15 protein-coding genes are annotated in these 14,525 nt (G+C 45.4%); 12 read left to right on the top strand and 3 right to left on the bottom strand.

The genetic code is table 11. The features are described 5' to 3' along the window. Nucleotides 1–121: 121 nt before the first annotated feature. Nucleotides 122–1,417 (bottom strand): tyrosine-type recombinase/integrase, encoded by a 1,296-nt coding sequence (locus Q4Q50_RS09220; protein ID WP_311899119.1) that lies wholly within the window; start codon nt 1,415–1,417, stop codon nt 122–124. A 61-nt stretch (nt 1,418–1,478) separates the two neighbouring features. After that, nucleotides 1,479–1,697 (bottom strand): hypothetical protein, encoded by a 219-nt coding sequence (locus Q4Q50_RS09215; protein WP_106650466.1) that lies wholly within the window; start codon nt 1,695–1,697, stop codon nt 1,479–1,481. A 179-nt stretch (nt 1,698–1,876) separates the two neighbouring features. Between Q4Q50_RS09215 and Q4Q50_RS09210 the strand changes: the two genes are divergently transcribed. Continuing rightward, nucleotides 1,877–3,448: a DUF3369 domain-containing protein gene (locus tag Q4Q50_RS09210; RefSeq protein WP_311899118.1), complete on the top strand. Its 1,572-nt coding sequence runs from the start codon at nt 1,877–1,879 to the stop codon at nt 3,446–3,448. Nucleotides 3,449–3,514: 66 nt separating this feature from the next. Here Q4Q50_RS09210 and Q4Q50_RS09205 read toward each other — a convergent pair whose 3' ends face one another. Beyond that, nucleotides 3,515–4,000 (bottom strand): hypothetical protein, encoded by a 486-nt coding sequence (locus Q4Q50_RS09205; RefSeq protein WP_311899117.1) that lies wholly within the window; start codon nt 3,998–4,000, stop codon nt 3,515–3,517. Between the two features lie 225 nt (nt 4,001–4,225). Here Q4Q50_RS09205 and ccoN point away from each other — a divergent pair, with 225 nt between their 5' ends. The 11 genes from ccoN to ttcA all read left to right on the top strand — a co-directional run bounded on the left by ccoN (nt 4,226) and on the right by ttcA (nt 14,488). Then, on the top strand, nt 4,226–5,662 hold the full coding sequence (gene ccoN / locus Q4Q50_RS09200; protein WP_006081607.1) for a cytochrome-c oxidase, cbb3-type subunit I: 1,437 nt from the start codon (nt 4,226–4,228) through the stop codon (nt 5,660–5,662). Nucleotides 5,663–5,675: 13 nt separating this feature from the next. Next, nucleotides 5,676–6,302: a cytochrome-c oxidase, cbb3-type subunit II gene (gene ccoO, locus Q4Q50_RS09195; protein ID WP_006087156.1), complete on the top strand. Its 627-nt coding sequence runs from the start codon at nt 5,676–5,678 to the stop codon at nt 6,300–6,302. Nucleotides 6,303–6,313: 11 nt separating this feature from the next. After that, nucleotides 6,314–6,490 carry a CcoQ/FixQ family Cbb3-type cytochrome c oxidase assembly chaperone gene (locus tag Q4Q50_RS09190; RefSeq protein ID WP_006081605.1) on the top strand — a complete coding sequence of 59 codons (177 nt, stop codon included), beginning with the start codon at nt 6,314–6,316 and terminating at the stop codon, nt 6,488–6,490. Further along, nucleotides 6,490–7,458 carry a cytochrome-c oxidase, cbb3-type subunit III gene (gene ccoP, locus Q4Q50_RS09185; protein ID WP_006087157.1) on the top strand — a complete coding sequence of 323 codons (969 nt, stop codon included), beginning with the start codon at nt 6,490–6,492 and terminating at the stop codon, nt 7,456–7,458. The genes Q4Q50_RS09190 and ccoP overlap by 1 nt, the downstream gene beginning before the upstream one ends. Before the next feature lie 110 nt (nt 7,459–7,568). Further along, on the top strand, nt 7,569–8,048 hold the full coding sequence (locus tag Q4Q50_RS09180; RefSeq protein ID WP_311899116.1) for a FixH family protein: 480 nt from the start codon (nt 7,569–7,571) through the stop codon (nt 8,046–8,048). A 36-nt stretch (nt 8,049–8,084) separates the two neighbouring features. Further along, nucleotides 8,085–10,484: a heavy metal translocating P-type ATPase gene (locus Q4Q50_RS09175; RefSeq protein WP_311899115.1), complete on the top strand. Its 2,400-nt coding sequence runs from the start codon at nt 8,085–8,087 to the stop codon at nt 10,482–10,484. 38 nt (nt 10,485–10,522) lie between these two features. Then, nucleotides 10,523–10,738 carry a cbb3-type cytochrome oxidase assembly protein CcoS gene (gene ccoS / locus Q4Q50_RS09170; protein ID WP_071939826.1) on the top strand — a complete coding sequence of 72 codons (216 nt, stop codon included), beginning with the start codon at nt 10,523–10,525 and terminating at the stop codon, nt 10,736–10,738. An 11-nt stretch (nt 10,739–10,749) separates the two neighbouring features. Further along, nucleotides 10,750–11,442 (top strand): sulfite exporter TauE/SafE family protein, encoded by a 693-nt coding sequence (locus tag Q4Q50_RS09165; RefSeq protein ID WP_311899158.1) that lies wholly within the window; start codon nt 10,750–10,752, stop codon nt 11,440–11,442. A gap of 55 nt (nt 11,443–11,497) precedes the next feature. Continuing rightward, on the top strand, nt 11,498–12,250 hold the full coding sequence (etrA, locus tag Q4Q50_RS09160) for an electron transport transcriptional regulator EtrA (RefSeq protein ID WP_006081599.1): 753 nt from the start codon (nt 11,498–11,500) through the stop codon (nt 12,248–12,250). Between the two features lie 258 nt (nt 12,251–12,508). Beyond that, complete coding sequence (gene uspE / locus Q4Q50_RS09155; RefSeq protein ID WP_006081598.1) at nt 12,509–13,441, top strand: universal stress protein UspE; 933 nt, start codon at nt 12,509–12,511, stop codon at nt 13,439–13,441. A gap of 78 nt (nt 13,442–13,519) precedes the next feature. After that, complete coding sequence (ttcA, locus tag Q4Q50_RS09150) at nt 13,520–14,488, top strand: tRNA 2-thiocytidine(32) synthetase TtcA (protein ID WP_311899114.1); 969 nt, start codon at nt 13,520–13,522, stop codon at nt 14,486–14,488. Nucleotides 14,489–14,525: the final 37 nt, after the last annotated feature.

Genomic DNA, 14,525 nt, shown 5'->3' with positions numbered 1-14,525 from the left:
TCTCAACTCATGTGATATGGATACCGTTTTACTAAATCTCCATACCCTTGAATAACATGGTTATTATGTAGTGCCTGAGATTCTCAATCTGTGTGGCCATAAACAATGAGCCATGGCTTAGTTACTCTATGCCTTTTAAATGGTCGATTGGTTTATTGTATGCACTTTCATGGCGTTCGATTTGGCTTGTGTGCAAATACTGCGATGTGGTGTCGATACTTTCGTGTCCAGCGTCGGCTTGTACATGGGATAACGGTCTGCGGTTGATATTGATATCGTGCGTAATGCCTGTGTGGCGAATATTATGGGCCGTGAGTTTGCGCATCTGCGCGGCGTCTTGTGCAAAACCATCGGCCTCAATACTTTCTGCAGCCAGATTGATAATACTTTGAATTTCATCGCGGACTTGGCGAATACCGAGATTGGCATTGAGGATGCCGACATCTCGACCACGACCAGCAGCTTTGTGCCGCACAAACAGTGGATGGTTCTCGTTTGGCCTTGGATAATCCGTTAAGCCTAAAAACTGGCGGTATTTGACTAAGGCGTCGAGTAAAGCTTTTGAGATTGCCACGCTGCGCCTTTTACCGCCTTTGCTCAATGGAATATGAAAACTCCAAATACCCGTTTGTTGATTGTGCTTAAACTGATCCATCACCGGTGAATAACCTGCGCGTGCAGACACATCTGAGATACGTAAATAGCAACAATAGATCAATGAAATCAGAAATAAGCTTCTTTGATGTAATTCGGGCGATGTTTCTGCCAACGCTGTTACGGTCGCCATAATGTATGACCACTGTAATTCAGTGAATGCGAGACTGTTATCATCTTCATGATGTTGACGCTGATATTGCCGATTGGCCGCGAATCGACTGTGATTCAGCCAAATTTGTGCAGGATTACGCTCACAATATTCTTCACTTGTCAGGTACGAGTAAAACGAAGACAAAATGGCCATTTTCGTTTTTAACGCATTGTCACTTAACGCATAAGGCTGGATTTGCCCGAGTCGCTTTTTACCGACAAATGGCCGCCACTGTGGGTTTGGAACCCGTTCATCACGCATTTTATCGAGCTTGAATTGTGGCACATTAAAATAGCCAATTAGTGCTATGGGCGGCGCTTGGCAGTAATCCACGTAATGGCTCATATCTTTGCGTGTGACTTCTATGGGCGACATTGAAACCACATCAAAACACCAATGAAGAAATGTCGTGAGCTCGCTGCGATAGGCTTTATAGTTGTTTTCGTTATGCTTTTGCTCAAACAGCCAATCACTGGCGTGCTCAATCACTAAACCCGCATCGGCCACCTTTTTCATGCTAATTTGGGTGATATATTGGTTAACGATACTATTGCCAACTTGTATGAATTCAAATGAGTCAAATAATGGGATTACGGGAGGAAGTTGCATATTGCATCTGAATTATAAGGGTTTCTGATATGATAATACTTAAACGCAAATGCCGATAACGTTATTTATCGGCATCAACTAGGGTCAGATTTTGAGTACAACTGGACAATGTACATTTCTGGCATGTAATACGCTTTTGACAACAAATTAAGCATAACTGCCACACTTGCTGTTTAGACTGACTATCCAAGCACCTAAAATCTGCCGCACAGAGGTGCCCATCATGTATAAGCTGTGCCAGTTTATGCGTTGAAATCGACAAATTAATTTGGTGGCTCATGCCCTTACCCGCTAATCAGTGTGTGATATGAACAGAATACACAAATGATAACTGTTATCAATAACTCAATTTAAGGTTTGCCACTCACCTCGCTATTTAATGTAAGAATTTGCACTGCATTGAAATGTGTCTACTACACTGATTATGTGATCATTATTTTTATTTGAATGAGGTATCGAATGCTGATTGATCTTGCAAAGAAAAATCCGCTGTTTTCCGGTAAAAAGCTTACCGAGACAACTGCATCAGGTATCCCTTGGAAGGTATTAGTGGTCGATGATGAACCTGATGTTCATACCGTCACTAAGCTTGCCCTCTCCCGCTTTAAACTCGAAGGCCGCCCGCTTACTTTTATCAATGCCTACAGTGCCGAACAAGCAAAAGAGTTGATGAATCAGGAACATGATATCGCCATCGCCTTTATTGATGTTGTGATGGAGAGTGATCATGCGGGCTTAGAATTAGTAAAATGGATCCGCGAAGAACTGCAAAATAAAACCACTCGACTAATCCTGCGTACAGGCCAGCCAGGTCAAGCACCTGAAGAAGACGTTATCGTTAATTATGATATTAATGATTACAAAGCCAAAGCTGAACTCGATTCCCGTAAACTGATGACCAGCGTCTACTCTGCCCTACGTTCTTACCGCGATATTATGGAAATTGAACAAGCAAGGCGCACCCAAATAAATCACCGTAAAGGGCTAGAAAGGGTGCTAGAAGCTACATCTGGATTATTTGAGCTGCGCACCCTGCATAAATTTGCAGATGGTCTGCTAACTCAAGTCGCCACCCTACTCAATCTGGATTCTGAAACCTTATTGCTAACGTGTAATGCCATCGATGCCATAAGCGGTCATCTGGATCCTGTGAACATAGAAATCCTCGCAGGCACAGGCCAATTCTCAAATAAATCCCATATTACTCAATTACCAGAGCATATCGACCGCTTACTGCGCAGTGCGATCACGCAAAAACGCTGCCTGTATGAAGACAATTGCTTTATCGGTTACTTCCCCACAAAAAGCGGGTTAATCAATCTACTGTATATGGATGGTATCGATAAAATTGATGATCTTGACAAGAAACTTATTGATATTTTTGCTATCAACGTCGGCGTTGCATTTGAAAATTTACTGCTCAATCAAGAAGTCGAAGATACCCAGTCTGAACTCATTCTACGTTTAGGGGATGTGGTTGAAAGCCGCTCAAAAGAAGCCGCAAACCATGTGAAACGTATGGCAGAATATTGCTCTCAGTTGGCCTTACTCGCTGGTTTACCTGAATACGAAGCTGATTTACTACGCCGTGCTTCACCTATGCATGACATAGGTAAGATAGCGATCCCCGATGCGGTTCTGCTCAAACCTGGCAAGTTAGATGATGAAGAATGGAAAGTCATGCGTCAGCATCCTACGATTGGCCATCAGATTTTGGCAAATTCTGAGCGACCCATATTAAAGGCGGCATCAATTATTGCACTACAACACCATGAAAAATATGATGGTTCTGGCTATCCAGCCAATTTAAAACAAGACGAAATTCACATTTTCGCGCGCATTGTTGCCATCGCAGATGTATTTGATGCACTTTCCCATGCCCGCTGTTATAAAACGGCCTGGCCTTTAGAAGAAGTGTTAGCTGAAATGCGTAAAGGCGCTGCGAAACACTTTGATCCGCACTTATTACAGCTCTTTATTGATAATGTGGATATTTTTGTCAAAGTAAAAGACAACTGGAAAGACAATTAAGCTGCGCTAACCAGAGGTAATTGTCCGAATGCTTTGAAGGCAATGTGAGGAATTATCAAACCAGTCTTAGCCATTGTCATCAGCGAGAAAATCAAACACTGTCGCTTTGGTTTCGCCATTTGCTTCAAAACTTACAAAACCGCGCCAAACCATATAACCACTGCTGCAGGAGCCATATACCATCTGACCAATATAGGTCATTTCATCGGTTTGCTTCACATTTATAGGAATAACCCCCATAAACATATCTCTTCCTTCTAAACGAATTTGCACATTTTTGATAGGCGTTGAAGCTAACAGCCTTAATGTTAATGGCTTTTCGCTCGGGGCATTCGCTGGCGATAGGCTAATAGCAAGTTTGATATCGTCCACTTGTTTAACGCAATCCCCTGCCGAAAATTGACAGAGAGAAGGATCAGAGCTGCTTTTATGTGTGACTTGCTTAGCATCTTCAGTACAAGCTGTGAGATTGATGAGAATTAACGCGATGAATAAATAGAGATTAGGACGATTTAGCACAAAGATTAACCTTATGACGCAATATGTTAACATTCTATGGCGTAGGTTGATCTAGATCAACTTTCTACACCCCTTCTTTGGTATCTTTTTTGATATTGCTCAAGTATCATTGCGAAACCTCATATTTGAGCAAAAATATGCAGGGTAACGCATTGACATAGCTCAGCAACCTTAATAGGGAAGCTGAGTTTTATGTCATTTTATAACAGGTAAAGCTTGTCTTTACTAAAAGTAAAAGTAATAAGCAGTGGAAGCATTATGATGAACCATTCCCAGCCAACAGGCGCTGATTACAATTACGCCATTGTCCGCCAATTTGCCTTAACCACAGTTTTGTGGGGTATTGTTGGTATGTCAGTCGGCGTATTAATTGCGGCTCAGTTAATCTGGCCTCAGCTGAACTTTGACACACCTTGGTTAACGTATAGTCGCTTGCGACCATTACACACCAATGCGGTGATCTTCGCGTTCGGTACATCAGCCCTTTTTGCAACATCCTATTATGTCGTACAACGCACCTGTCAAACCCGACTATTTGCACCTAAGTTAGCCGCATTTACGTTTTGGGGATGGCAAGCCATCATTCTGTCAGCAGCTATCACTTTGCCAATGGGTTTCACCCAAGGTAAAGAATACGCTGAATTAGAATGGCCTATCGATATCGCAATTACTATCGTTTGGGTGTCCTACGCTATTGTGTTCTTCGGTACTATTATCAAACGAACGACTTCGCATATTTACGTGGCGAACTGGTTCTTTGGTGCCTTTATTATTACCGTTGCCGTGCTACACATAGTTAACTCTATGGCAGTACCAGTCAGTCTGTTCAAGTCATACTCTCTGTATAGCGGCGCTGTCGATGCTATGGTGCAGTGGTGGTATGGTCACAACGCTGTAGGTTTCTTATTAACCGCAGGCTTCTTGGGGATGATGTATTACTTCGTACCTAAGCAAGCGGGTCGTCCTGTGTACTCTTACCGTCTATCTATTGTCCATTTTTGGGCTTTGATCGCACTGTATATTTGGGCTGGTCCTCACCACTTACATTACACAGCTTTACCTGACTGGACTCAGTCTTTAGGTATGGTGATGTCACTGATCCTATTCGCACCTTCTTGGGGCGGTATGATTAACGGTATCATGACCTTGTCTGGTGCTTGGCATAAACTGCGTACTGACCCTGTATTGCGTTTCTTAGTCGTTTCTCTGTCTTTCTACGGTATGTCTACCTTCGAAGGCCCGATGATGGCAATTAAGACAGTTAACGCACTATCACATTATACAGACTGGACTATTGGTCACGTTCACTCCGGCGCGCTAGGCTGGGTTGCAATGGTGTCTATCGGTTCTCTGTATCACTTGATCCCTGTATTGTTCGGCCACGGCCGCATGTACAGCATCAAGTTAGTCAACGTCCATTTCTGGTTAGCGACTATTGGTACTGTGCTTTACATCGTCTCTATGTGGATTTCAGGTGTAATGCAAGGTCTAATGTGGCGCGCAGTGAATGCTGACGGTACTTTGACTTATAGCTTTGTTGAAAGTCTTGAAGCTTCATATCCTTTCTACTTTGTACGTTTCCTTGGCGGTTGTTTCTTCCTGACCGGTATGCTGATCATGGCATACAACGTGATCCGTACTGTGAAAGCCTCTAAAGATTCATTGCCAGCATTGGCTGAACCAACAGCGGCTTAAAGGAGCAAACTCGATGAAATTTAATCATGAGATAGTTGAAAAAAACATCGGTTTGTTAGCGATCTTTACCGTTATCGCTATCAGTTTCGGTAGTCTCGTTGAAATCACACCGTTGATTTTTCAAAAAGATACGACTGAGCCAGTGGAAGGTTTAAAGCCATACACTGCTCTGCAAATTGAAGGCCGTGACATCTATGTTCGTGAAGGTTGTTATAACTGTCACAGCCAGATGATCCGTCCTTTGCGTGCAGAAACTGAACGTTATGGTCACTACTCTGTCGCGGGTGAATCGGTTTGGGATCATCCATTCCAATGGGGTTCTAAGCGTACAGGTCCTGATCTTGCCCGTGTTGGCGGTCGTTACAGCGATAAATGGCATGAAGTTCACTTAATCGATCCTCGTGCTGTAGTACCTCAATCGAATATGCCAGGGTTCCCATGGTTAGCCGAAAACAAGTTAGACGGCGAACTGACGGGCGATAAGATGACTATCCTACGTAACATGCATAAAGGCGGTTACAAAGGTAATGATCTTTATACCGATGAAGAAATCGCAGGCGCACAGCAAGCTGTTGCAGGTAAGACAGAGCTGGAAGCCTTGATTGCATATCTTCAGTCTTTGGGTCACGCACTCAAATAAGGAGGCAATATATGGATTACGGCACATTACAAGGCATTTTAACCATCATTGTGATGCTGACCTTCGTCGGTATATTTGCTTGGGCATATAGCTCGCGTCGTCAAAAATCTTTTGATGAAGCAGCTAACCTTGTGTTTTCCGATGAGGAAGTCAGCAAGGTATCGAAGGACTCAGGAGAGAATAAGTGATGAGTAGCTTCTGGAGTGTTTGGATTAGCGTACTCTCGTTAATTGTGATCGCGGGATGTTTTCTATTACTGCGTGTGTGTTCTAAGAACACCACAGACGTAAAAGAAGGCGAATCCATGGGTCACAGTTTCGACGGTATTGAAGAACTCAATAACCCACTGCCAAAATGGTGGAGTTATATGTTCTATATCACTATCGTGTTTGGCTTGATCTATCTAGCCTTATTTCCTGGTTTAGGTAACTACAAAGGCCTTTTAGGCTGGACCAGTTCTAACCAAAGCATTGGTACTGAGCAAGGTATTAAAGCCGACTCTGCCGCAGCCATTGAGCTTGCCGCAAAAGAAGGCCGTTATGTTCAGTATGACCAAGAAGTAAAACACGCTGATGAAAAATATGGCCCAATCTTCGCGGCTTACTTGGCAACACCACTAGAAGAATTAGTGAAAAACCAAGAAGCATTGAAAGTGGGCGGCCGTTTGTTCCTACAAAACTGCGCACAGTGCCATGGCTCTGACGCACGTGGTAGCAAAGGCTTCCCTAATCTCACCGATGGTGACTGGTTATATGGTGGCGACTTGGCCACGATTAAAACCACTATCATGGGTGGTCGTCATGGCATGATGCCGCCAAAAGGTGGTTTGCCAATTGATGACAGCGAAATTGCGGGTTTAGCTGAATACGTTGTTAAATTGTCTGGTCGTGAGCACGATGAAACACTCGCCGCTCAAGGTCAAGGCTCATTCATGAAAGGTTGTTTCGCGTGTCATGGTATGGACGCTAAAGGCAACAAGTTCATGGGTGCTCCGAATTTAACTGACGATGTTTGGTTATATGGCGGTAGCCGCGGCGTGATCGAAGAAACGATCAAACACGGCCGTGCTGGTGTCATGCCAGCCTGGAAAGACGTTCTCGGTGAAGAGAAAGTTCACGTGATCGCAGCTTATGTTTATAGCTTGTCAAACAAGTAATTAGATGTGAGTAATGCTAAGGCCTCGAAGACTTCGAGGCCTTTTTTTTAAAGTGCTAAAACCGTCTTTTAACGGTAAAATGGCGCAAATTTTTTGAATGGGTATCTGACATGAGCGAACAACAAGCCTGGTATAAGCAGTTCTGGCCTTGGTTTTTAATTATTCTTCCTTTATGTGCCGTCGTCGCAAGTTTTACCACACTAAAAATTGCCCTTACGAACTCGGACTCTTTAGTCGCCGAGGATTACTACAAAGATGGCAAAGCCATTAATATGGACTTAAGTAAAGTAAAGTATGCCAAACAAATAGGCATGAATTTTTTACTCGAACAAACTAATAATGAAATTCTGCTGACGCAACAAGGTGGTCCCGCTTCTCAAGCTGCGCTGAGAGTCGAGTTCTACCATCCAACCATTGCCGACAGAGACATCAAGCTCACCGCTACAGCCGATGCCAGTAATGTGTATCGCATTACCGTGCCTGCCACACTGTTCGGCCCTTGGGAAGTGCGTCTTGAAAGTTACGATGGCAAATGGCGCATTCACCAACGCGTTGAATTAAAAGATCATGTCCAACTTTGGCTGAACTGATTGTGGTTGAATTGATTTAGTTAAATAAGAATTGCTATGACACATCCAAGTTGTTTTCACTGCCAAGAGCCCGTGCTGACGGGCCAGCAGTTTGTGACTCGCATTAATGATCGTGATGAACTCATGTGTTGCCCTGGTTGCCAGGCGGTTTCTCAGGCGATTGTGGATGCGGGATTACTCAGTTACTACAAGTTCCGCACTGAACCCGGCAGTAAGCAGAACGCCCTCGTCCCCGAAGCCTTAACGCAGTTTAGTGCCTATGATTTACCCGAAGTGCAGCAAGACTTTGTCCATTCTGAGGACAATATCGAGTCAGTGTCACTTTCTATCGATGGCATCACCTGCGCGGCCTGTGCTTGGTTAATTGAGCACAAAGTAAAACAACTAACGGGCGTGAGCCAAGTGCTCGTCAACTCGACCACCCAAAGGGCGATGATCAGTTGGGATAAACGCACGGTAAAACTCAGCGATATCCTTGGGCAAATTAGCCGCATCGGTTATCAAGCCGCGCCCTATCAAGTCGATGAACAAGAGCTCAATAACAAACTCAATAGCCGTAAGTTTTTATTGCGCTTAGGCTTAGCGGGTTTTGCGACCATGCAAGTGATGATGTTCGCCCTCGCCCTCTATACAGGCTATTTCACCGATTTAGATGTGCAATATCGGGATTATTTCCGTTGGGTTAGCATGATTTTTGCCACACCCGTGGTGCTTTACTCGGCGCAGCCCTTTTATTTCAGTGCGATTCGTACCTTACTCAGCGGCAAACTCAATATGGATGTGTCTGTGTCCATTGCGATTGGCGGCGCATACGTTGCCAGCTGTTTTGCCACAGTAAATGGCACCGGCGAAGTGTATTTTGAATCTGTGTCCATGTTTACCTTCTTCCTGTTACTCGGGCGCTACTTCGAGCAAAAGGCCAGGCAAAAGGCCTCGGTCAGCTCCAGTAATTTGCATAAGTTAGTGCCGCTCACGGCGCACCTAGTGAACGACAATGGTCAGGAAGAAATTCCCGCCAAAAAATTACGCCTCAATGATGTGATCCTCGTCAAACCGGGGGAAATGATTGCAGCCGATGGTGTGGTGATTGAAGGTCACACTAGCATCAATGAAGCTATGCTCACTGGCGAGCAAATGCCAATAGAAAAAACTGTTGCTAGCCAAGTTTACGCAGGCACAATCAACGTCGACCAACCCATCAAAGTTAGCGTCACAGCGCTAGGGCAAGACCAACTTGTGGCTGAGATTATTCGACTGCAAGAGCTTGCATCCAATACTAAACCTGCAATTGCGCTATTAGCCGATAAGTTATCGCGCTATTTCTCGGGCACTATCCTGACCATAGCGACAATCACCTATTTGGTTTGGCATCAAATTTCCCCAGAGGATGCCTTTTGGGTAACGCTATCGGTTTTGGTTGCTACCTGTCCTTGCGCCTTAGCACTGGCTACACCGACCGCTGTCACCTGCGCGACCGCTATTTTCACTCGCCTTGGGATTATTACTCGCAAAGCCGGTGTATTTGAAAAACTGCCACAGATCAAACATGTTGTCTTTGATAAAACCGGCACCCTCACCTGTGGTACCCTCTCTATCGGGCAAACGCAGTGCATGGCCGATTTAACCAAGACGCAAGCCTTAGCCATTGCCGCAGCGCTGGAAACCGGCTCTCGCCACCCGATTGCAGCGGCATTTACCGTGTTTGCAGATAATGCATTGGTTGCCGAAGAGGTTCACCATAAAGTCGGCTTTGGCGTTCGAGGTCGTATTGATGGCACTGATTACTTAATTGGCAATGCCGTATTTACCGGCGCGAGTATTGATACTCGTGACCCAGCCCAAAAGATTTGGTTAGCACGTTCATGCAATGAACAGCTTGAAGTACTGGCAAGCTTTGAAATTCAAGACAATATTCGCCAAGACAGCAAAGCCACGGTTGAAATGTTAAAGCAGCAAGGTTGCCGCATCAGTATTGCCAGCGGCGATAGCTCAGGACACGTGCATCAACTGGCAAAAGAGCTTGGGATTGACGATGTGCACAGCGGCTTAATGCCTGCAGATAAACTTGCCCTCGTGACCCGATTACAACAGCATACACGGGTTGCCATGTTTGGCGATGGCATCAACGATGCGCCTGTGCTTGCGGGCGCCGATTTGTCGGTGGCCATGGGCAGCGGCAGTGCTATCGCGAAAAACAGTGCCGATCTGATTTTACTTGGGGATCATCTGTCCCGCTTCACCCAAGCCGTCAGCGTTGCGAAACTGACAACACAGATTATCAGACAAAATTTAGCGTGGGCGCTGGGTTACAACGCCCTAATTTTGCCCTTAGCCGTCACTGGCCATGTGGCACCTTATATCGCCGCCATTGGCATGTCGGCGAGTTCTTTGATTGTGGTCGGTAATAGCCTGAGATTATTGCGGGTTAAAGTGTGATCACAATAAAAGTAAAACCAGAATAGTAAGAGGTCATTATGGAAATTATTTATGTGCTTATCCCCATTGCCATGATCTTTGTCGCCATCGCTGTAATGGTCTTTTTCTGGGCGGTGAAATCCGAACAATTTGACGATTTAGACCGCCAAAGTGTGTCGATATTATTCGACGAAGATACTGTTAAACCAAACAGCCATCCCGTGCCTGAGAAAGAGCAAGCCGAAGCTGCACAAGAAAAAGGCATGCCTCTGTGATTGAATTCGCAGTGATTGAGTACAATGTCACCGGCGCTTTTCTGGTAGGTATCATGGGCGCCGCACATTGCTTTGGCATGTGTGGCGGTTTAGTGGGCGCTTTCTCAGCCCAAATCCCCAATGGCAAAACAGGTAATCTGCTGGCGCATCAGCTCAAGTATCTACTGAGTTACAACCTTGGGCGTATTTTGAGTTACACCTTAGCGGGCGCTTTAGTGGGCGCTTCGGCGGCTGGTCTTGGTCACTTATTTGAACTGGATACGTATCTGATTGTGCTGCGTATCTTTGCCGGACTGATGATGATCGCAACTGGGCTGTATATCGCCAAAATTTGGGTTGGAATCGTGCAGATTGAGCGCGTTGGCCAATGGTTATGGCAATATTTAAAACCCATAGCGCAACGCCTTGTTCCTATTGAAAATCCGAGCCAAGCGGTTATGGCGGGATTCATTTGGGGCTGGCTGCCCTGCGGCCTCGTCTATAGCACCTTAACTTGGTCGGTTGCATCAGGCTCTGCCAGCCAAGGCGCCTTGATTATGTTGGCCTTTGGACTTGGCACCTTACCCGCCCTATTGAGTGCTGGCGTGGCAGCAAAACGACTCGCTGCTTGGGTTCAACAGAAAACCGTTAGACTATTGAGCGGCTTACTGTTAATTGCGTTTGGTGGTCAAACTTTATATATCGCACTCGCGCAGCTAAACTAGCCCAAGTGAGTGAATTGGTTTAACATGGCTGCAGTGGATAAACTTGAGAATCAACATGACAATTGAACAAAATAAGAATCGTCGTCCTGCCGCTAGCGGATGCACAATCCATTGTCACGATTGCAGTATGGGTACCCTTTGTATTCCTTTTACCCTCAATGCAAGTGAGCTAGATCAGCTCGATGATATTATCGAGCGTAAAAAGCCGATCCAAAAAGGCGAGCAAATTTTTAAATCGGGTGATGCGTTAAAATCCCTGTTTGCGATCCGCTCTGGCACCATCAAAAGTTACACTATTACCGAGCAAGGCGATGAGCAGATCACCGGCTTCCACTTAGCGGGTGATGTGATTGGTTTTGACGGTATCCACGCCCAGTTGCACCAGAGTTTTGCACAGGCACTCGAGACCTCCATGGTCTGTGAAATCCCCTTTAACATCCTCGATGAACTTTCAGGCACTATGCCTAAATTGCGTCAGCAGATCATGCGCCTGATGAGCAATGAGATCATGAGCGATCAAGAAATGATCCTGCTACTCAGCAAGAAAAATGCCGAAGAACGTCTGGCAGCCTTTATCAGTAATCTGGCTAATCGTTTTGGTAGCCGTGGCTTCTCGCCCAAAGAATTCCGCTTAACCATGACCCGCGGTGACATTGGTAATTATCTCGGTTTGACCGTAGAGACCATCAGTCGCTTACTTGGGCGTTTCCAAAAATCAGGCTTGATTGAAGTTAAGGGAAAGTACATCACTATCCTCGACTCGCAAGAGCTGAATCTGTTAGCGGGTAATTCGCGCATAGCGAGATAGTTCACCGCAAGAGTGTTTGCTGCAATAAAGTTAAGCGCAGCATGATAGTTAAGTGCAAGAGAGTTACGCGCTAGGTCCTTGTCATGAATGGCAAGAACAATTCAATTGAAAAACCGGGACTGGCTAGACATGTCAAACAGATTAAGGCATGATTTTTAAGCGAGTTTTAATCAATTTCGAATGAGTTTGATCTAGAACAATACAGCTAACTGCCAAAGGCTCATGATGATATTGAGCCTATGACTAAAGGAACCTCACATGAAGGATTATCAAAAAATACTGGTTGTGGTTGACCCTACCACAGAGAATCAAGTTGCCCTCGCACGAGCGGTGACCTTGGCCAGTAAATGCAACGCTCAAGTCACTGTGTTTCTTTCTATCTTCGACTTTTCCTATGAGATGACTTCGATTCTGTCGAATCAAGAGCGCGAAGCCATGCGTCAAGGCGTCATAGATCAACGTCTCGCTTGGATCCAAGACTTACTCGCCGCTTATACTCATCTGCAACTCAATATTGATACCCAAGTCATTTGGCATAACCGCCCCTTCGAAAGCATTATTAATCATGCAATTTCAGGGCAATACGATTTGATTGTTAAAGGCACCCATGCCCACGACAAACTCAAAGCGGTGATCTTCACCCCAACCGATTGGCATTTAATGCGTAAAGCCCCTGTGCCTGTGTTGATGGTGAAAGCCCATGACTGGCCAGCAGCGGGAAAAATCCTTTGCGCTGTGAATGTAGCAACCGAAGATACCGATCATCAAATGCTTAACGGTAAAATCATCGAGCATGCAAAAGATTTAGCGGATAAGTTCTCTGCCGAAGTGCATTTAGTCAATGGCTATCCCGGTACGCCGGTAAACCTAGCCATTGAATTACCAGACTTTGATGCCCAGTCCTACAACGAAACCATTCGCATGCAGCATGAGCAGCGCGTGAGTTACCTTGCTGGCGCTTATGATATCGATCCAAATCATTGCCATGTAAAAGAAGGTTTGCCTGAGGATGTGATCCCTGAGCTTGCTGAAAAACTCGATGCCGAATTAGTGATCTTAGGCACTGTCGGTCGCACCGGATTTTCAGCGGCACTGATTGGCAATACTGCAGAGCATGTTATCGATAGCATCAACTGCGATTTACTGGCCATCAAACCCGACGGTTACAAATCACCGTTAGAAGAAGCCTAAGCGATACGCGGCACTTTACCCCGCCAAAGATAGCTGGAATAATACGCGCCCTGAAACTGAGTTACTGGGCGCTTTTTTATGCTTGAAGCTATATCTGAAGTTACGGCAAATCCAATGTCTGAAGAATTATCAAAAAAACACACTACCCGTCTGAATAAATTACAGAAACGTCTGCGTCGTGAAGTGGGTAGCGCTATCGCCGATTACAATATGATTGAAAATGGCGATAAGATCATGTGCTGCCTTAGTGGCGGTAAAGACAGCTATGCAATGCTCGATATTTTGATGAATCTGCAGCAACGTGCACCCATTCAGTTTGAAATCATTGCGGTTAATTTAGATCAGAAGCAACCAGGCTTCCCGGAGCATGTATTGCCCGCCTATTTAGATAAGCTCAATGTGCCCTATCACATCCTCGAGAAAGACACTTACTCGATAGTGAAAGACAAGATCCCTGAAGGCAAAACCACCTGCTCCCTGTGTTCTCGCCTGCGACGCGGTACGCTCTATGGCTTTGCCCAGCGTATTGGCGCCACTAAAATCGCCCTTGGCCACCACAGGGACGATATTATTGAGACCTTGTTCTTGAATATGTTCTTTGGCGGCAAGATGAAAGCTATGCCTCCTAAGCTACTGTCAGATGACGGCGCTAACGTGGTCATTCGGCCACTTGCCTATTGCCGCGAGAAAGATCTCGAAGAATATGCCAACTTAAAAGAATTCCCAATCATCCCCTGTAACTTGTGTGGCTCGCAGGAAAACTTAAAGCGCGCCGCTGTCAAAGACATGTTGAATCAGTGGGATAAACAGTATCCTGGTCGTATTGAAACAATTTTCACCGCTATGCAAAACACCGCACCATCACAGGGTGTTGACCGTGAACAGTTCGACTTTATGTCATTAACGCGTGATCCAGATGCGCCTCTGCGTGGCGATGTTGCCGAAGCCAATCTGCCCGCATTCGATTTCCTAGATATCGCCAACAGCGGCCGTATTGATTTAGATGCAGCAAAACGCATTGATATTGTTAACACTTACGAAGTCTAATTAAGGCTGAAACTAGCGCCCTAATCAGTAAATAAGT

The sequence above is a fragment of the Shewanella scandinavica genome (assembly GCF_031932065.1).
Classification (GTDB): Bacteria; Pseudomonadota; Gammaproteobacteria; order Enterobacterales; family Shewanellaceae; genus Shewanella; species Shewanella baltica.
This window is presented reverse-complemented; position numbering and strand designations above follow the sequence as displayed.